This is a genomic window from Selenomonadales bacterium 4137-cl (assembly GCA_032334055.1).
In the GTDB taxonomy this organism is placed as follows: Bacteria; Bacillota; Negativicutes; order Sporomusales; family UBA7701; genus Anaeroselena; species Anaeroselena agilis.
The window spans coordinates 2,678,637-2,696,351 of record JAUOZS010000001.1; the positions used below are offsets into that span (position 1 = coordinate 2,678,637).

Consider the following 17,715-nt stretch of genomic DNA (forward strand, 5'->3'; position numbering starts at 1 on the left):
CCGGCTACGCCGGGGGCCTTTTCCGTTTCCTTATCCTTGCAGTACCGGCACAGTGTTGGCCGCGCCCGGCATGACGGTGATGGTGAAATCCTTCTTGCCGAGCTTCTCCTTGGCGATGCGGTAGGCTTCGTCCAGGCTGGTTACGGCGATCATACCCGTACCGTTGACGAAATCGACGTTCTCGGGCTTGGTGACGACGATCAGCGGCTGCTTTTGGGCGATATCGGCGCACTTGTAAGCCACAAAGCCGGGGATGGTGAAATGGTTGCGGATCGCCATCTCGAAGTCCAGCATATTCTTGTGCTTGAACCAGTCGCTGAATTCCCGCGGCTCGTAGATATCCCGGCATTCCATGATGCAGATGATCGCCCCGCCCGGCTTGCAGGCCATATAAGCGTTGTCGATCGTCTTCGAACCCTGGTAAAGGTTGATATCCTTCGGGAAGCCGCCCGACGAAGCGATTACCAGGTCGGCCTGGGCCTTGATCGGCACGCCGTAGATCTCCTCCACCAGCTTGGTGCCCGCCTCCCATGCCTTGTACCAATGGCCGGCAAAGAATTTGGCGAACTTGCCCTCGGGCGTGAATACGGCGTTCAGCAGGAAATCGGGCTTGGCCAGCTCGGCCATGTCGCACATGTCGTGATGCATATCGTTCGGCTCCAGCGATCCCGAGGCGCACAGCGGATTCAGGCCCTTGCCAACCTCCTTGTTCATGCAGAACAGGTGGTTGCCCTGGATGGTGCGGAAGCCGCTGATCGCCGGCATGATCGACTTGCGGCCGCCGCCGAAGCCGGCCATGAAGTGATAGACGATGCCGCCGGTGATGATCATCCTGTCAGCCTCGGCCAGGCGCTTGTTAATGTAGGTCTCCACGCCGCGGCTGGTTTTGCCCACATACGCAAGCTCGTCCTGATTGTGGCAGTCGTGCTGGTAGACAGGTACGCGATGGCACACGTCCTGCCCGCACACCAGGACGTCTTCGTCAACGGTGTGTGCCCGGTGGGCGCCTACGCCGATGACGATGAACATGTCGCTGTCGGGGATTCCGCAGGCGTTCAGCTCATCAAGCAGCACCGGCAAGAAGAAATTGAACTTGACCCAGGCCCGGGTGATGTCGCTGACGACGATGCCGACCTTCTCGCCCGGTTTGACGATCTCCTTCAGGGGAGGGGTGCCGATCGGGTTGGCGAGCGCTTCCTTGACTGCCGCGGCGACATCGGTCACCGGCGGATAAGCCCGCCCTTCGATGACCTGTATGATCTGCTCTTCCGGCAGGGCGAGCTTGAGCTTCTGGTCGCCGAATCCGAACTCGAAGATCTTTTCCATAATAAATTTCCACCTCACGTAGCAATTTATCTTATATTATTAGCCTTGCCGGTAACTATTTCCTGCCGTCCGGCCGGCAAAACGGCCTCCCCTGTAATATTATATTTTTTTATCCCGTCACTATCCGTAGCGCCGTCGCCGAAAATGGCGCCAATCGTCGTCAGCCCGTAGCCCTTGGCCCGCAGGGCGGGGATAATTTCGCGCAGCGCTCCGGCCGTATTCGCTCCGTGCAAATGGAAAAGAACGACAGAGCCGTCGGCAGTTTCTTCGGTCACCTGCCGGGCGATCTTCTCCGCGCTCAGTCCTGACCAGTCGCGGCTGTCCACGTCCCACATCACCATCGCCCGATAGCCGAGCTCGCCTAAAACGCCTGTCAGCGTGCCGTTATAGACCCCGTACGGTGGCCGGAAAAACCGTGCCCCTTCCCGGCCGGTCACCTCCCTGAGCGCCGCGCCGGCGGCCAGGATTTCCTCCCGCATCCCGGCCGCGTCCAACCAGCTGAAGCGGGGATGAGAATAAGAGTGATTGGCGATTTCATGGCCTTCGGCCACTATGCGCCGAACCTCGTCAGGGTTGGCCCGCACCCACTCCCCCAGCAGGAAGAAAGTGCTCCGCACCCCCGCTTCTTTGAGGACATCAAGGATTTCGTTCACCCGCCAGGCCGGGCCGCCGTCGTCGAAGGTCAGCGCCACATAAGGCCTGCCGGCTTCGCTCCGCCTCAGCACGGCCAAGGACCCCCCCGCGGGAGACGGCACAGTCGGCGTCACAGCCACGGGTGGAGGTATTTTTCGCAGAAGCTCGCTCGCCGTCACCAGTTCGAAGCCGCGGGCTTTAAGCTCGCCGACGACCGCCGGCAGAGCGGCCGCCGCCGTTTTTAGCTTCATATTAATATTGACGATCGCGCCCCCGGCGACCGCCCCCTTGAGCTGTTCCACCACCGCTTCCGCCGAATCCACCAGCCAGTCGCCCGCGTCCACCCCGCGCACCACGGCTACGGGCGGCGTCAGGCCCGCCGCCGCCTGGCGGAAGTTGTCCCCATAATAGCTATAGGGCGGCCTCAAGACGCGCGGCTCAAGGCCAGCCGCCGCCTGCACGGCCTTGGCCCCGGCCGTCAGGTCGGCGGCGATGTCCGCTACGCCGGCCTCGGCCCAGTAGTCGTGGCGCAGGCCGTGATTGCCGAATTCGTGGCCGTCCGCGACCGCCTGCTTCACCGGCAGGCCAGCCAGAGCCTCGCCCTTGATGAAAAAGGTTACTTTGATCTTCTCCTCCCGGCATAGCTTAAGCACAGCCGCGACCTCGGCCGCGTCCTCTAAATCCTCGATCGTCAGGGCCACCGCCTTCGCCGCCGGCGCCTTGTCGACGACGGCCGGCGGCGCGGCCGCGGCAGGCTGCGCCCCCAAAAATACGGCCATGATAATTGCGCCGATAATCGCTATTCGCAAAGCTTCATCCTCCTGTCAGCATGATTCACTGACAGTGTATGACGCCTGTCCGCCCGGTAGAACCGGGCGCGGAGGTTGCCACCGGCGGGAAGTTTTACTACAATGATAAGGATGGACTGGCTTGTAAAAATATAGAGACGGATAAAATAGGCTTTTTAACAAGGGCAGCCGAGAGGCTCTGGCAAGCTCTGGCAGGAGCACTGGCAAAGGCACTGACATTTTCCCTGACATTTTCGTACGTTTATTCTGACATCCGCATCGATATCAAGGATTAACGAGGGGTTTTGCGAGATTATGAGAACGATTCCCGGAATTTGCCGTTTTTGCTCCGGAGGGTGTGGCGCCATTTTCAGCGTGGCAAAGGGCGAAATTGTCGCCGTTAAGGGCGACCCCGCCCACCCCGTCAGTCAGGGCGTCCTGTGCGCGAAGGCCGGCGCGGGCTCTTTCCGCGACCGGCCGGAGCGCGTCACCCGTCCGCTGTGGCGGCCGCCGGGGGGCGACTCGTGGCGGGAGATCACCTGGCGGCAGGCTATCGCCCTGGTGGCCGGGAAGCTCAAGGCGGCGCGCGACGCGGGCTGGGCGCCGGACGACGCCCGCACCGACGGCATCGCCGTGTTCGGCTCGGCGGCGGTGACCAACGAGGAGAGCTATCTGCTGGCCAAGTTCACGCGCCTGCTCGGCTCGACGTACATCGAGCATCAGGCCCGCGTCTGACACGCCCCCACGGTGGCAGGTCTGTCATCGACTTTCGGTTACGGGGCGACGACAAATTCGTGGGCCGACCTGGCGGCGGCCGGCACGGTGCTGATCGCCGGGGCCAACGCGGCCGACAACCATCCGGCGGCGATGCGGCAGGTGCTGGCGGCGCGGGCGGCCGGGGCGAAGGTAGTGGTCGTCGACCCCCGCCGCACTTCGACCGCCGCCCAGGCGGACGTTTTCGCCCAGCTTCGCCCTGGCAGCGACATCGCGCTGCTGGGGGCGGTCATTAATATTATTCTGGAACAAGGGCTGTTCGACCGCGATTATGTCGCCAGGTTCACGAACGCCCGCTATGTGGTTAACCCCGGCTACGGCTTCGCCGACGGGCTGTTCGCGGGTTACGACGCCGCGACCCGCAGCTATGACATGGGCTGCTGGGCCTATGCCCTTGATGAAGGGGGCCGGCCGGCCGAGGCGACCGATATCGACGCGCCGGGGACGGTTTTCAGCCAGCTGCGCGCGCACTTCCGCCGCTATGACGCGGCGACGGCGGCGGCGATAACCGGCGTGCCGGCGGCGACGATCGCCGCGATGGCCGCGGCGGTGGCTGGGCGGCGGCCGCTGGCCATCCTTTACGCGCTGGGGATAACCCAGCACACGACCGCGGTGCAGACCATCCGCTGCTACGCCATCCTGTCGCTGCTGCTGGGCTCGGCGGGGGTGGCGGGCGGCGGGGTGAACGCGCTCAGGGGCGAGGCCAACGTGCAGGGGTCGACCGACCTCGGCAGCCTCGCCACCAGCCTGCCGGGGTACCTGCCGGCGCCGGCCGGGGAGGACGCGACGCCGGCCGCTTACGCGGCCCGTTACGGCGCGGAGGCGGCCGGCGGCCTCGCCGCCCTGCTGGCGGCATGGTTCGACGCGGCGCCGGAGGAAGGCTACCGCTGGCTGCCGCGCCTGGGAAAAGACAAGCCGGCCACCTACCTGCCGATGCTGGCGGCGATGGCGGCCGGGCAATTCAAGGCGGCGCTGGCGGTGGGCATCAACCCGATGGTCAGCACCCCCGACAACCGCCTGGCGGCGCAGGCGCTGGCGGCGCTCGACACGCTGGCGGTGGTCGACCTCTTCCCGTCCGAGACGGCCGAGTTCTGGCGGCTGCCCGGCGTAAGACCGGGGGAAATCAAAACCGAGGTGGTCCTGCTGCCGGCGGCCCACTTTTACGAGAAGGCCGGCTCGGTGACGAGCGGCAGCCGCCTCATCCAGTGGCAGCGGCGCCTCCTCCGCCCCGCGGGGGCGTCCAGACCCGACCTGGCGATAATCGACCTGCTCTTCCGGGCGGTGCGCCGCCTGTGCGCCGCCGCCCCGGCCCCTCACGACGCCCCTCTTCTCAGGGCGCAGTGGGACTACGGCCGGCCGGCGGACGCGAACAAGGTGCTGGCGGAGATCGACCGCGCCTGCCGCCTGTACGCCGGGGCGGCCGACTCCCTGGCGGCGGGGCGCAGCTTCGCCTGGCCGGAGGGACAACGGATACTGTACGAAGGCGGGACCTTCGCCACGCCCGAGGGGGTGGCCCGCCTGTTCGCCGCCCCCTATGCCGCCCCCCATGAGGACGGCGCAACGCCGGCGAAGGTGGCGGCGGTCTGCGCCGACGGACCGTTGCCCGAGCATTACGAGCCGGCGGAAAGCCCGCTGACCAATCCCCTCCACCCGGCGGTGAGCGCCAATCCCCTGCTGCGGGCGCCGGCGACGGGCGGGCACGACGTTTTCCCGTATGTGCTCACCACCTACGCCGCCCCGGTGGAGACCGGCGCGACGGTCGTCGTGGATGTCTCGGCCGCGCTGGCGGACGAGCTGGCGCTAGCCGGCGGCGACGAGGTGACGGTGGCCTCGCCCCGCGGCACGGTGAGGGCCAGAGTGCGGGTGAGCGACGCTCTTAAGCCGCTGACGGCGGGCGGGCGGACGGTCCATACCGTAGCCATGCCGCTCGGCAAAGCGGCAACGGCCCTGGGCGTCAACGCCATCACCAGCGCGGCGGCCGACCCCACAGCCGGCACCCCGGCGGCCAAAACCTGCCTGGTCGCCGTCCGCAAGGCATAAAGGACGCAAAAACCCCGGTCGTAAACGACCGGGGTTAGTTATATTTGATCCTGTTCCAGTTGATCTCGTCCTTGCCCCTGGTGAGCAGCGCGCTAACAATCTCGCCCGACGGACGGCCGGTTTTGCCTTTGACCTTAACGAGCAGATGGATAAGATAATTAAACTTGGCCTGTTCATCCGGTTGCCGTGCAAAGTTCTCTTTCATGGAAATCATCTCCATCGAATCTTTATTTTATTTTTACCATTTTCTCGCCGCTTTGTCAATAATAATTTTCCTTTAATATTAACTTTTACATTAATTTACAGAATATTTAAATAGTGGTTTGCGATAAATGTTTTTGCAGGCCGGTGTGGCGATATGATATATGTTAAGTTTTAAACCGCTCCATTCGCCGGGACCAAAGAAAAAAAGCCCATCTTTCCGATAAGGCTCCGCAAGATCATATGTCCGGGACAACTTACACCGCCAGAAAATGGTCTATGCCGCTCAGATGCTGGACAGACGGCGGTTTCAGTTAATGATTTATTCTGAAGAGTTTACCGTTGGATAATTAAGCCGCCGGGGATACGTTTTATTCTTCCCGTGATTTCCCATATCACACTGTCCTTGAAAGCTCTTCCGTACACTACCCAGGAAGTCCCTAGTATCCGCATGCATACGAAAATGTTGTTGCCGGATTGCGTGACGACCTTATTGCCGGCAAGCGCCGCTCGCCACATATCAGCGAATATCGGAAAAGATGCGATGTTACGTTTCATCCTTACCTCTTTATCGGGGTGTATGAAGATAAGCCCTGACCTTCCAACTAAATATGCATAGCCGGTCATGCCAATTGTTTGCTCACTGATAAAATTATTGACGGCGTCAATATTGACCGCCGCACCGATAAACCCTATGATCTGGTTATTTTGCTTTACCGGCGTCGCAACCATGACCACAAGTTTGCCGGTAGATTTAGACACGACTGGTTCACCGGCTACTACCGTCGCCTGTTTTTGCACAGCTTGCTTGAAATAATCTTGGTCCGCAACCGACCCTTTATTTCCGTCGCTGGCAACGAAATTACCATCCGGGGCAGCCAGGAACAACATCTCTATTGTCGGTCGAATGTTTTTGATTTCAGCCATTCGTGAAGCTGCGCTTGGGACCGCCGCCTTGATCTTATCATCCATAGCAATGTGTTCGACCATCGCTTTTATAGCCGTTATTTCCTTATTGACGCCCTCGGCGACAGCCTCAGTTCTTCCCAGGGCAAAGGCCAAAGCCTTGATCGACAGCTCATCATTTGTTTCCTCCGGATTGGCGAAAACCGGGGACCCGAATGTGATAATCAATAGTAAACAGGTGACAACTACCAAATTTGTTTTGACTCTCTTGATGTTAATCTTGGTTACCATTGCGTTTTACCTCATAATTGGGAATACTTCTAGTTGCTGTTCCGAAACATTATGGCCGCTTACCATAGTTTCGTTATAATCATTATACCAAAAATAACCATTGACGCGCGGATTTCTCAAAACTCTCCAAGTGATAAAATATGCGGATATGCAAAAAACAACCCTCGTCAGCATTTTCTCCCAGCAAACGAGGCTTGTCATGCGAGTGGTCCTTTTGGGTGGGATTGCGTGGTGGAGGCGATCCAACACCATGCAAATCGACCTATTTGAAGGATGCAAAAGAACCGTCCCTTTGTATCCTTAGGGTGGAGGGAAACCATGAATACAACGCTATAATACGACCGCACCTTTTCTTGCGAACAAAAAGGAGCAGCTAAAACCGCTCCCACACGCTGGATTTGGTAAAATAAACTAAAAAAAGGCACCTCTTTCTAAGTACGCGGGTTTTCGGTTTTTCCGGATTTGTATGGTGGAGGCGAGGGGTGACCTTGCAAATCCACCCCTTTATCACAACCCATTATTCTGGTACGGTCCATCTTACTACCGTATTCTCGTCCCTATAATACCTCGTGGTCAAAACTTGTTTTCCATCTGGGCTTACTGAAATTGAGGATCTAGTTGATATGCCAAACTTAGTATATATATCGTCTGGTGGCTGAAACTTCCGCTCATATATAAGTTCGGGACTTGCTGGATTTGCAACATCCCATATTCGATCTCCACCAATACCTGTTGCTGCAAGTCGCTTAGCCTGCCTGGCATAGCTCATGCCATTAATATCAGGCTTCTCCATTACTCCGTATAGAGAAGTGATCCGTTGTCGGTTATTAGCGTCCCATATTTCAATAGAACTCTCCCCGCCTTTTTTACTAATAATTGTATAGAGAACTTCCCCACCTGGTGAAAAGAGTATCTTACGAACACTTTCCGTGGAGTCTAATCTGATAATAGATGATATTTCGCCCGAATAAATATCGACTGCGTATATCCCGCCACTTCCGCCCAGAAATAGGCATTCTCCATCGGGAGAAAAAGCAAGTGTATCTACCACCACTGGTGAATTAGGATTTTCTTTTTTTATCTGGTCGGTAATTTTGAATGCTCGAAATAACACTCCCCTAGAAACATCCCATATCTCTATCGTAGTTGACGGACCCGAAGCCATACCAACCAAAGTAGCAAGATACTTATCTTCACGACTGAATACTGCGTCATGTACTGCCGGAAATCTCTCAAAGGATGGAGTATCTCTCTTGAATGGCAGAAGATCACCAGTCACTATATTAAACATATCAAATAAAATATCATCCTTAAAATATGCCTGTTTCTCGTCTTGATTGTTATAGTTACCGTAGCCGTGTCCCATTACAACTTTCGTACCGTCAGCACTCACCGTAATAGCCACAGGATTGGGCACTACGGCAATTTTATGATAATTATCGGAGCGATGAAAATACACATTTTGCCCGTAATACCGGACAAAATCTCCACTTTCCCCTACAAAAACCGCTTCATATGCGTCAAACTTAGTCTTGTCAAAAATTTTAGCAAAGTTTATGTTTGACACCCACGGATGAGTTGCTACCAGCAGCATTATCACTACGGCTAGAAAAAAAGATACACGCCGTTTAATAAATTGCCTATCAAACTTTCTTTTTAAAACTAATAGGATTAACAACAGCAATCCATATTCCGATATTTCACCATAATAGCTTTCCCCGAACAATTTAAACCAGGATGAATGTATATAGTTTTTATATAGCATTTCTGCAGTTGTTGCGATTGCTGCCACACTAAAACAACAAAACAACCACCACCAAACTTCTCTATTTCTTAAGAACGTATCTTTATTTATCAGCACTAAAGAAACTAACATAACCAGAATGGACAGTACTTCAATAGCGTGCTTTACCCCATGCAGCATTGGCCATAAAGAAAAGAAAAACAAATAGACTGTGAACAATATTCCAACAAACCTACCTATAAAATCAATATAACATCTAATACGACCGCCTCCTAATCAAACAGGTATATCGAACCTTTAACCAGATAAATACAACTATACAACAGAGTTTGCCACCAATTTCCCATATCCTGCACAATCAGTAATATTGCTCTAACTTAATATCTACCAATCTGGTGGAGATCACCTCCACCAAACACCCCACACAAACAACAAGAGCCCGCGAATTTCGCGGGCTCTCAGTCATTCCGGATTTACATGGTGGAGGCGAGGCTCATCGAACTCCTTTCATTACCGATAAAACCAAGGCTTCGTACCTTGCGGGGCCGCGAGCTATGGCGACTTTGCGGAGACCGTTACGCGCCGTTGGCGAAGCGGAGCGCGCCGCCGCATGCGAGGCCATGGACGGCCGAGCAAGGAGTCCTCTGCCATGGACGGCAGTGGACGACGGTGCCCGCGGGCGCGCGGAGCAAGCCTTACGGCGCGTCCGGCCGGAGCATCGGAGCCGGAGTTCGCGGCCCCGCAAGAGGAAAGGCATCGGCGTTAAAGCCCTAAATCCTCATTGACGATTATGACATGGATGCGGTCCTTGCCGGCCGGCATTTGGCTGCTGATGACGGTGTAACACCGGCAGATTCTCTCGGGCGAATTGCAGTCGGCGCAAGTCCCGGTAACGGCGCACGGCGTGCTGCGCTTCAACCGCCGGGCGAGCGCGGGCGCGGTCGCCTCCCGCAGGCGCTGCCATGCCTGGGCTTGATCCCGGACGAGCTTGTTTCTGCCGACAACCACAATAACCCGCTCGGGCCCGAACAGCATCGCGGCAACCCGGTTCCCTTTGCCGTCGATGTTGAACAGCTCTCCGTCGAGGGAAACGGCGTTCGCACTGGTAAAATACACGTCAGCCAGCAGCCCCTGCTTGCGGCGGCGGAGATTTTCATCGGCTGAAATGCCTTGTTCGAACTGATTTATGACGTTGTACCGGCCATCGGTCAGTGCGTCGAAGATGCCTGTCTCGCGAAGCGTGAGGGAGTTGCCCATGGCGATGACGGCCTCGGACGGGATGAGTCCCAGGGCGAGCTCTTTCGCCTCCGCCCGGTCGCGGGCCAGATAGCCGTGCATATTGCGGCTTTTCAACCGTTCGAGCAACTGCTGCATAAATCTGCCTCCTTCGATTTTTGTCTGCAACGGGCCTCAAGAAGCCGAAAAGGCTGCCAGGATGCTTTTGGCAGCCTTTTCGCGCGGCTAGCGACGGCGGAGGATTCAGCCAGTCGCGGTAATTTCTATTTTTTGTAAATAAAGCCATTTATTTAAAGGAAACGGCAGGGAACATGTCAAAGTAAAAATATGGAAAATTTAGGAAGCGGCGATGGGGGGATAATATGATACGATTGGTTGTCATCTTGTTAACGGCGCTGACGGTAGTGGCGGCCGCAGGCTGCGGCGGCGGCGGCGGGGGCGGCGGGAGCGGCGGCGCCGGCGTGGTCACTACGTATGTGCATTTTCATGACCAGAACGGCAATCCTCTGGTGCTGACCCTTACTTATACTACCCCGTCGGGTAAGGCGTATTCCGTGACCTCCAACTCTTCCGGCGATGTCGTTATAGTCACCAACGAGGTTGGCGTGTACGTCGTCAACCGCATCGATTTGCCAAGCACCGGCGGGACTTATTACGTGAACAGCGCCGTCTTTACCAATGACCCGGAGGATCTGCGGAACAATTTGGTTACGAAATATGACGTGACGATTGACTTGAGCGGCAATTCGCCCGGTTTTCCCGTTTATATCGTCAGGACGCAGTAAATCGCCCCGGAAAGAGACCGCCGCAGAAGGCGCAGGATCGGCAAAAAACGGAACGCGACCCCGGCCGGGGAAAGGCCGGGGCCGCGTTTTGTTCAGATTTCGATTTTCGCGCCCAACAGGGCTACGAAGGCCCGCAGCCACTCCGGATGATTGGGCCACGCCTGGGCGGTGACCAGGTTGTTGTCGGTTATCACCGGCTCGTTCCGCCATTCGGCGCCGGCAAGGCGGCATTCGGCGGCGCAGGCGGGGTAGGAGGTGACGGTACGCCCGTCCAGCACGCCGGCGGCGGCCAGAAGCTGGGTGCCGTGGCAGATGGCCGCGACCGGCTTGGCTGCGGCGAAGAACGCTTTGACGAGATCGACGACTTCGGGGTGCATGCGGATGTACTCCGGCGCCCGCCCGCCGGGAATGACCAGTCCGGCGTAGTCACCGGCCTTGACGTCGGCGGCGGCGAGGTCCACCGGGATGCGGTGGCCGGTCAGTTCGATATAGGTGTCCAGGGTGGTGAAGTCGTGCACCACCAGCTGCAGCATGTCGCCGGCTTTCTTGGCCGGCGCCGCCACATCAACGTGATAGCCCAGCATCATCAGCGCCTGCTGGGGTACCTTGACCTCGTAATCCTCGGCGCAATCCCCGGTCAACAGCAGAATCTTTTTCGCCATTGTTCCTACTCCTTCCGTCATTGGAATGATAGAGCAACCTTCGTCTTGCTTCCATAAAGTTCCTGCAACGGGGCGATACTTTTACAAAGAATCACCGCTTTGGCGGCGCGGCGGAGCGAGTCGCCGGGGGCTCAGTTTTCGGCGAGCCGCGCTTCTTCCGCCCGGCAGGCGACGATGCCGACGACGGCGACGGCGAGGCTGGCGGCGAGGCCGGCGAACAGGGGGACGTTATGCCCGGGGAAGATCAGGTTGCCCAGGATGGCGGCGACTACGCCGGCGAGCATCGAGAGGACGGCCGCTTTGCGCGGCAGGCGGCCGGGGTAGAAGACCGCCAGGGTGAGGGGCACGAATATGCCCACGCCGCGCAGGGCCATGGAGAGGAAGTTCCATTCGAGCACCAGGGACTGGAGGTTGCCGAAAACGAACAGGGCGGCTGAGAGGGTGATCAGCAGGATGCACGCCCGGTTGAGCCACAGCAGTTTGCCGGCTCCCCGGCAGTTGAACACGCCGGCGCAGATGTCCCGCGAGATCATTGTGCCGACGCCGAGGGCAAGGCCGGCGACGGAGCCGAGGGAGGACAGGAGGAGCGCGGTTATCGCGGCGCCGCCCAGCCATTCGGGCAGGTTGTGCAGGAGGTACATGGGCAGGGCGTTGATCGGCAGCATGTCGGGGTGGCTGGCGCGCATGTACATGCCGATCATGACGGACGGCAGGCCGACGGGGATGGTGACGAGGGCGGCGACGAGGGAGCCGGCGGCGGCGGTGCGCGTGTCCCGCGCGGCGAAGATCGCCTGGACGTAGGTCTGGGTGGAGATGATGCCGATGATGAGCGCCAGGGCGTTGCCGGCGTCCCGCGCGACGCCGCGCCCGAAGATGCTGAGCCAGGGGTCGGCCGGGAAGGCCGCTGTGAGGCCGCTTAACCCGCCGATGCCTTTGAGCGCCAGGACGCCGGCGACGAGTAGTGAGAGGTAGAGAAGGGCCAGCTTGAAGATGCCTGACAGGCCGGTGCCGTTGATGCCGCCGAAAAATACGTACGCGAGGACGATGACGAGGGTGGCGCCGGCCGCCGCTGCCGCGGTGACGCCGAACACGGCGGCGATGAGGTGGATGGCGGAGAGCATGCTGGCGACGATGCTGAAGAAGATGCCGAGCGACGAGGCGAGGCTGATTATGGGGCCGGCGGCTTTGCCGTAATGGAGGACGAGGAACTGGGGGATGGTTTCCAGGCCGGAGCGGCGCAGGGGGCCGGCGTAGAAGACGGACATGACGAGCAGGCCGATACCTGAGCCGAGCGTGAACCACCAGGCGGACAGGCCGACGCAGAAGGCGAGCTGGGCGGTGCCCATCGTCGCCGCGCCGCCGATGATCGTGCCGACGATGGTGCCGGCGACGAGGACGGCGCCTGTGGAGCGGCCGCCGACGCTGAAGTCGTCCGCGGATTTGACTTTGCGGGCCGAGTATAGGCCGAGCCCGAAGGCGAGCAGCAGGGTCGCCGCCAGGCTGAGTAGCTGAATGGCGCTGAGTTGCATGGTGAGTCCCCTCCCCGCGCGACAGGGCGTATTGGTCTTGACCGGCGCCGCGCTTTCATTTACGATTATAGCAAGAATTGTGGTTATACTCCTAATACCAATATTGTTCGATAAGTATACTGTAAAGGTATATAGGGAGGCGACGATATGGATGTCAGGGATATGCGCTATTTTCTGGCGGTTGCCGAGGAGGGCAGCATCAACGCCGCGTCTAAGCGGCTGCATATCGCGCAGCCGCCGCTCAGCCGCCAGATGAGGCAGTTGGAGGAGCGGCTGGGGGTCAAGCTGTTCGAGCGGGGCAGCCGCAAGGTCCGTCTTACCGAGGCCGGGCGGCTGCTGCAGCACCGCGCGGAGCAGCTTTTGGGGCAGCTGGAGAATGCCGTGCAGGAGATGCGGGAGTTCGACGCCGGGACAAGCGGGACTTTGTCGATCGGCACGGTGACGTCCGCGGGGGCGACGATTCTGCCGGGGGTGGCGCGCGTATTCCGCGACAGGTATCCCGGGGTGAGGTTTCAGCTGTGGGAGGGCGAAACGGAGCGGATTATCGAGCTTTTGAACAGAGGGTCGGTGGAGATCGGGATAACCCGGTTTTCGTCCGATTCGGCGATGTACCAGTCGATAAGGCTGCCGAACGAGCCGCTGGTGGCCGCCGTCAGCAAAAACCGCGCCGCCTGGCTGGAGGGCGCGGACGAGCGGGTCGCGCTGCGGGAGTTGGCGGGCAAGCCGCTGCTGATCCACCGCAAGTACGAGGCGATGCTTATCGGGCACTGCGAGCAGTGCGGCTTCGCGCCGGAGATAGTGTGCATGAGCGACGATGTCATGCCGATATTGGCGTGGGCGGACGCCGATATCGGGGTGGCGATCGTGCCGCGGTCGGCTATCGGCCTTGTGCCGGGCGCCAGTCTTGCCTACAGGGTGATCGCCGACCCGCATCTGGAAACGACTTCGGCCGTCGTCTGGCTGCGTGGCCGCTATTTGTCCGCCGCCGCCCGCAATTTCCTGGCGTTGTTCACGGCGCTGCGCGCCGGGGAGCCGGCCGGGGAGTGAGCGCGGGCGGTTGCCGCCGTACCTGGCAGCGGGCGTATTAGCGCCCGGCGGCCGGGAGCTACGGCCGGTCTCCGAGCAGCCGGGACAGGGTGACCGGCTCAAGGCCCTTGGCGCGGATGGCGTCGATGATCGCCGGCAGCGCTTTGACGGTCTGACGGCGGTCGCCGCCGCCGTCGTGGAGAAGGATGACGGACCCTGGCCGGATTTCCGCGGCGACACGCCGGGCCAGTATTTCGGCCGGCGGCTGTTCCCAGTCGCGGGGCACGACCGACCATAGCACGACGTCGAGGCCGGCGTCCCGGCATGCCCGGAAATAGGCGACGTCGAAATAGCCGTAGGGCGGCCGGAAGTAATGCGGTTTCCCGCCGCTGACCGTTTCGATCAGCCGGGCCGCCTCCTGCACTTCCCGCCGGAGCGTCCGGCCGTCGGACCGGGGGGCTTCGGGATGGGTCATGGTGTGGTCGGCGACCTCGTTGCCCCGGTCTGCGACCTGGCGCGCGACCTCGGGATACCGGCGGGCCATCTCCCCGACCATGAAGAAGGTGGCCTTGGCGTGGTGGCGGTCGAGAATGGCCAGTATTTGCGGCGTGTATTCGGGGTGGGGGCCGTCGTCGAAGGTGATGGCGACCTGGCGCTTGTCGGCCGGGCCGTGCCAGTAGATCGTGCCCGCCGATGTTGCGGCCCGCGGCTGTGGAGCGGGGACGGGGGGCGGCGCGGCGGGGGCGGACACGGGGACGGCGGGCCGCGCGGCTACGGGTTGTGCGGCGGCGGGGGCGGCTTCGGCAGCGCCCGGGGGGCCGGGGTAGGCAGCCGTGAATGCCATGCCGTATACGAATATGTAGAGGCCGACGAGGTTGATGACGCAGGTTCGTTTGAGCATTTTCTCCTCCCGGGCGGTTGAAAAGGGCTGACGCGTAGCGCGTTCTTTTTATAGTTTAGCATGTTTGGGCCCGGGGCTGTCGCCTGTTTGCTTTTTTTGGTGTAATTTGTATATTTTTATTTTTTTCTAATAATTAATCTGGTATAATATGTTTATCAGTGTTGTTTTTAATCCTGAGATATAGCGTCATTTCGGCAAACCCATCGAAAGGTGGGGGCGCAAAGCCGTGGGTCTACGGGTTCCATGCGGGGCTTATGACTGCCTGGTTGCTTCCTGAAAAGGGATAGCCAGGCGGTTTTTTATTTGCGAGGAGGTCGATATTATGCAGGGTAAACAGAAGCAAGGCAGATGCCGGTGCGGGAGCAAGGCGTTTGAGGAAGTGGACGCCACCCCGGCCGGAACGGAGAAGGAGCGTCATTTCACCCGGTGCAAGCAATGCGGTCTGGTCATTTCGACTTACCGCTGCGGTAATGTCAGCAAGCCTGCGACAGGCTGGGCGAGGCTCGCCGGGAAGCTGGCAAGCGGGATATAGGATAAGGAAAGGGAAAGGGAACGGGACGCAAAACCCGGCCGGTGGCACCGGCCGGGTTTCTGTTTGTGGTGGGCGAAGAGTTCGCGGGTTATGGGCGTCGCCGCCGAGCCGGCGGCTAGGGGAGTTCTTTAAGCAGCCTGGCGAGACGGTCGGCGGCGGCGTTATACTCGGCCAGGTCTTCGTCGGCGACCGAGGCGAGTTTGACCAGCAGCGCTTGGCAGGCTTCTTTTTTCAGGTCTTCGAGGACGGCCAGCCCCGCCGCCGTGGGACTTATTCTGATTATCCGCCGGTCGAGGCCGTCGAAATCCCGCCGGACGAGCCCCTGGGAGACGAGGCTGTCGACGACGCGGGTCATCTGCTGCTTGGACATCCGGATTTCGTTCGCCAGCAGGGTCATGGTGGCGGCGCCGTTGTCCCGGAGGGTGTCGAGGACGTGGAACTGAAGGGGGCTGAGGTCGGCTTTCGCCTGCAGGACGACCGGGCGCACCAGTTTTTTGTGGAGGATGAAGGCCAGGTGAAGTATTTTATCGGCCGCGGCGGCGCGATATTCCACAGGCAGGTCACTCCTTGCGGTTTTCTTTGTGTTGGGGCAGCGGGAAGGCGCGAATATGGTAATTGTTTGTTTACTGTGTACTTTTAATGATATTTTAGCACGAAAAAAGCCTGGCCGTCGATAGGCCGGGGAGGTAAATGTCGGATAATTCCGACGCATGGCGATAAGCGCGCAAAAAAGCCGCTCTCTTTTCGGGAGGGCGGCTTGCGCGGGGCAGGAGAGCGCGGTAGGGCTAGCGGACGATGGCCTGGAATTCGGGGAGGGCGCGCATGCGGGCGAAATGCTCCTGGCGGCGGGCGACTTCTTTCACTCCTTTGTCGAGGTCGACGGCTTTCCTGAGGTATTCGAGGGCTTCGCGGGTTTCGCCGCGGTCGGCGTGGATGGTGGCGATGCCGTAGTAGCTCCAGGTGTTTTTAGGGTCGCCCCGGAGGGTTTGTTGGAACCAGTGGAGCGAGTTGTCGAGGTCGTCCTGGAGTTTGTAGGCCATGGCCATGTCGTAGAGGGCCGGCACGTAGCCGGGGCGCATGTCGAGGGTTTTGCGGATGAGCGCCATGCCGCCCTTGTAGTCGCCTTCGAAGCAGAGGGCGATCCCTTTGGCGGTGTAAACTTTGTAGTTGGCCGGGTCGGCGGCGATCGCCCGGTCGTATTCGGCCACCGCTGCCCGGTATTCGTACCGCTCGTAGAGGTCGCGGCCGGCGGCGAAGTGTTGTTCCGCCTCGGCGGCCCCGGCACTGTCCGCGGCGAGGGCGGGAGCTTTGCCGGCAACGGGCGGCTTTGCGGGCGGCTGGTTCGCGGGCGCGGGTTGCGGGCCGCAGCCGGCGAGCAGCGCGACCGCCGCGATGATTACGATTGTGGCGGGGATGTTTTTCATGTGTTTCCTCCAGGGCCTGGCGCAGGCAAGTATCATGACAATTTTATCACTTGCCGGTTTGTTGTAAAGACCGCCGTGACGGGAATATCGCGGCGGGGCGTGTCAGACGAGGCTGACGAAGCGGCGCAGGAGGAGTTGCCCGTAGGAGTTGTCCTGCAACGAGGCTTGCAGTTTTTCGACGTCGAACCCCTCCCGGATGAGCGCCTCCCGTTCTTCTTCGATGTAGGCGAGCATTACCGCGGCGTCGAATTCGGGATGGAACTGAACGCCCCAGATGTTGTCGTGAAGGACGAAGGCATGATGGGGTTCGAAGGCGTTCCGCGCCAGCGGACGGGCGGCGGGGGGCAGTTCGAGGACCGACTGGGCGTGATAGACGTGGCCGAGGAATTTGTCCGGCAGGCAGCCCAGCACCGGGTCTTTTTTGCCTGCTTCGTTGAGTTCGATTTCGACGGTGCCCACTTCCTGGCCGCGGGGGTGGTAATCGACGGCGCCGCCCCAGGCGTCGGCGAGGATCTGGTGGCCGAAGCAGAGGCCGAGCACGGGCACGGAGGCGCCGCACATGTGCCTGAGCCAATGGGCGAGGCGCCTGCTCCAGTCCGCCCTGTCCGTGACCATGGCGTGCGAGCCGGTTATGATGACCGCCGAGACGTCGGTAAGCGGCGGCAGGGTTTTGTCGATATAGACCGGGGCGACGACGACGTCGCTCGCCGGCATGCCGGTCCGGTCGATGATATAGTCTTCGAAATCGCCGTATTTTTGGCGGATCGTTGCGAAGGTTGTTCCGGTCTTGATGATAAGCAGTTTTTTCATATCGCGCCCGCACCTCATAAAATAGCCCGAAGGGGGTTACCCCTCGGGCTTCGTCGCTCATCTTTATATTAAATATTGCGCGGCTGTTTGTCAACCGGCGGTAAAAG

At 59.8% G+C, this 17,715-nt stretch carries 16 protein-coding genes, 1 pseudogene and 1 riboswitch; of the genes and pseudogenes, 5 read left to right on the forward strand and 12 right to left on the reverse strand.

Going from position 1 to position 17,715, the window contains the following annotated elements; genetic code table 11:
- Positions 1-30 precede the first annotated feature (30 nt).
- Together larA and Q4T40_14145 are read right to left on the reverse strand one after the other, a co-directional pair.
- Complete coding sequence (gene larA, locus Q4T40_14140) at positions 31-1,326, reverse strand: nickel-dependent lactate racemase (protein MDT8902386.1); 1,296 nt, start codon at positions 1,324-1,326, stop codon at positions 31-33.
- A gap of 26 nt (positions 1,327-1,352) precedes the next feature.
- Positions 1,353-2,768, reverse strand: a complete 1,416-nt coding sequence (locus Q4T40_14145; GenBank protein ID MDT8902387.1) for a polysaccharide deacetylase family protein — start codon at positions 2,766-2,768, stop codon at positions 1,353-1,355.
- A gap of 294 nt (positions 2,769-3,062) precedes the next feature.
- On the opposite strand from Q4T40_14145, the pseudogene Q4T40_14150 reads away from it, so the two are divergent.
- Positions 3,063-4,775: pseudogene (locus tag Q4T40_14150) on the forward strand (molybdopterin-dependent oxidoreductase).
- Positions 4,776-5,285: 510 nt separating this feature from the next.
- On the forward strand, positions 5,286-5,561 hold the full coding sequence (locus Q4T40_14155; protein ID MDT8902388.1) for a molybdopterin dinucleotide binding domain-containing protein: 276 nt from the start codon (positions 5,286-5,288) through the stop codon (positions 5,559-5,561).
- 34 nt (positions 5,562-5,595) lie between these two features.
- On the opposite strand, the gene Q4T40_14160 is transcribed toward Q4T40_14155, so the two are convergent.
- From Q4T40_14160 to Q4T40_14175, 4 genes are all read right to left on the reverse strand, one after another.
- The gene (locus Q4T40_14160) at positions 5,596-5,766 is read right to left on the reverse strand and encodes a hypothetical protein (protein MDT8902389.1); all 171 of its coding nucleotides are present in this window, start codon (positions 5,764-5,766) and stop codon (positions 5,596-5,598) included.
- A 332-nt stretch (positions 5,767-6,098) separates the two neighbouring features.
- On the reverse strand, positions 6,099-6,959 hold the full coding sequence (locus Q4T40_14165; GenBank protein ID MDT8902390.1) for a cache domain-containing protein: 861 nt from the start codon (positions 6,957-6,959) through the stop codon (positions 6,099-6,101).
- Between the two features lie 517 nt (positions 6,960-7,476).
- Positions 7,477-8,922, reverse strand: a complete 1,446-nt coding sequence (locus Q4T40_14170) for a hypothetical protein (protein MDT8902391.1) — start codon at positions 8,920-8,922, stop codon at positions 7,477-7,479.
- Between the two features lie 543 nt (positions 8,923-9,465).
- Entirely contained in the window at positions 9,466-10,077 is a 612-nt protein-coding gene (locus Q4T40_14175; protein ID MDT8902392.1) for a lactate utilization protein, read from the reverse strand.
- A gap of 224 nt (positions 10,078-10,301) precedes the next feature.
- On the opposite strand from Q4T40_14175, the gene Q4T40_14180 reads away from it, so the two are divergent.
- Positions 10,302-10,724, forward strand: a complete 423-nt coding sequence (locus tag Q4T40_14180) for a hypothetical protein (GenBank protein ID MDT8902393.1) — start codon at positions 10,302-10,304, stop codon at positions 10,722-10,724.
- A 92-nt stretch (positions 10,725-10,816) separates the two neighbouring features.
- On the opposite strand, the gene Q4T40_14185 is transcribed toward Q4T40_14180, so the two are convergent.
- Both Q4T40_14185 and Q4T40_14190 read right to left on the reverse strand, forming a co-directional pair.
- Positions 10,817-11,386: a DJ-1/PfpI family protein gene (locus Q4T40_14185; protein MDT8902394.1), complete on the reverse strand. Its 570-nt coding sequence runs from the start codon at positions 11,384-11,386 to the stop codon at positions 10,817-10,819.
- Between the two features lie 131 nt (positions 11,387-11,517).
- Positions 11,518-12,915 carry a sodium:solute symporter family protein gene (locus tag Q4T40_14190; protein ID MDT8902395.1) on the reverse strand — a complete coding sequence of 466 codons (1,398 nt, stop codon included), beginning with the start codon at positions 12,913-12,915 and terminating at the stop codon, positions 11,518-11,520.
- A gap of 147 nt (positions 12,916-13,062) precedes the next feature.
- Here Q4T40_14190 and Q4T40_14195 point away from each other — a divergent pair, with 147 nt between their 5' ends.
- Positions 13,063-13,962: a LysR family transcriptional regulator gene (locus Q4T40_14195; protein MDT8902396.1), complete on the forward strand. Its 900-nt coding sequence runs from the start codon at positions 13,063-13,065 to the stop codon at positions 13,960-13,962.
- A gap of 58 nt (positions 13,963-14,020) precedes the next feature.
- Here Q4T40_14195 and Q4T40_14200 read toward each other — a convergent pair whose 3' ends face one another.
- Positions 14,021-14,842, reverse strand: a complete 822-nt coding sequence (locus tag Q4T40_14200) for a polysaccharide deacetylase family protein (protein MDT8902397.1) — start codon at positions 14,840-14,842, stop codon at positions 14,021-14,023.
- Positions 14,843-15,025: 183 nt separating this feature from the next.
- A riboswitch (cyclic di-GMP riboswitch) is annotated at positions 15,026-15,116 on the forward strand.
- A gap of 48 nt (positions 15,117-15,164) precedes the next feature.
- On the opposite strand from Q4T40_14200, the gene Q4T40_14205 reads away from it, so the two are divergent.
- Positions 15,165-15,374 carry a hypothetical protein gene (locus Q4T40_14205; protein MDT8902398.1) on the forward strand — a complete coding sequence of 70 codons (210 nt, stop codon included), beginning with the start codon at positions 15,165-15,167 and terminating at the stop codon, positions 15,372-15,374.
- A gap of 115 nt (positions 15,375-15,489) precedes the next feature.
- Here Q4T40_14205 and Q4T40_14210 read toward each other — a convergent pair whose 3' ends face one another.
- The 3 genes from Q4T40_14210 to Q4T40_14220 form a co-directional block, all read right to left on the reverse strand.
- Positions 15,490-15,927, reverse strand: a complete 438-nt coding sequence (locus tag Q4T40_14210) for a MarR family transcriptional regulator (protein MDT8902399.1) — start codon at positions 15,925-15,927, stop codon at positions 15,490-15,492.
- 232 nt (positions 15,928-16,159) lie between these two features.
- Positions 16,160-16,798 (reverse strand): tetratricopeptide repeat protein, encoded by a 639-nt coding sequence (locus Q4T40_14215; GenBank protein ID MDT8902400.1) that lies wholly within the window; start codon positions 16,796-16,798, stop codon positions 16,160-16,162.
- 102 nt (positions 16,799-16,900) lie between these two features.
- On the reverse strand, positions 16,901-17,608 hold the full coding sequence (locus Q4T40_14220) for a glutamine amidotransferase (protein ID MDT8902401.1): 708 nt from the start codon (positions 17,606-17,608) through the stop codon (positions 16,901-16,903).
- Between the last annotated feature and the right edge of the window lie 107 nt (positions 17,609-17,715).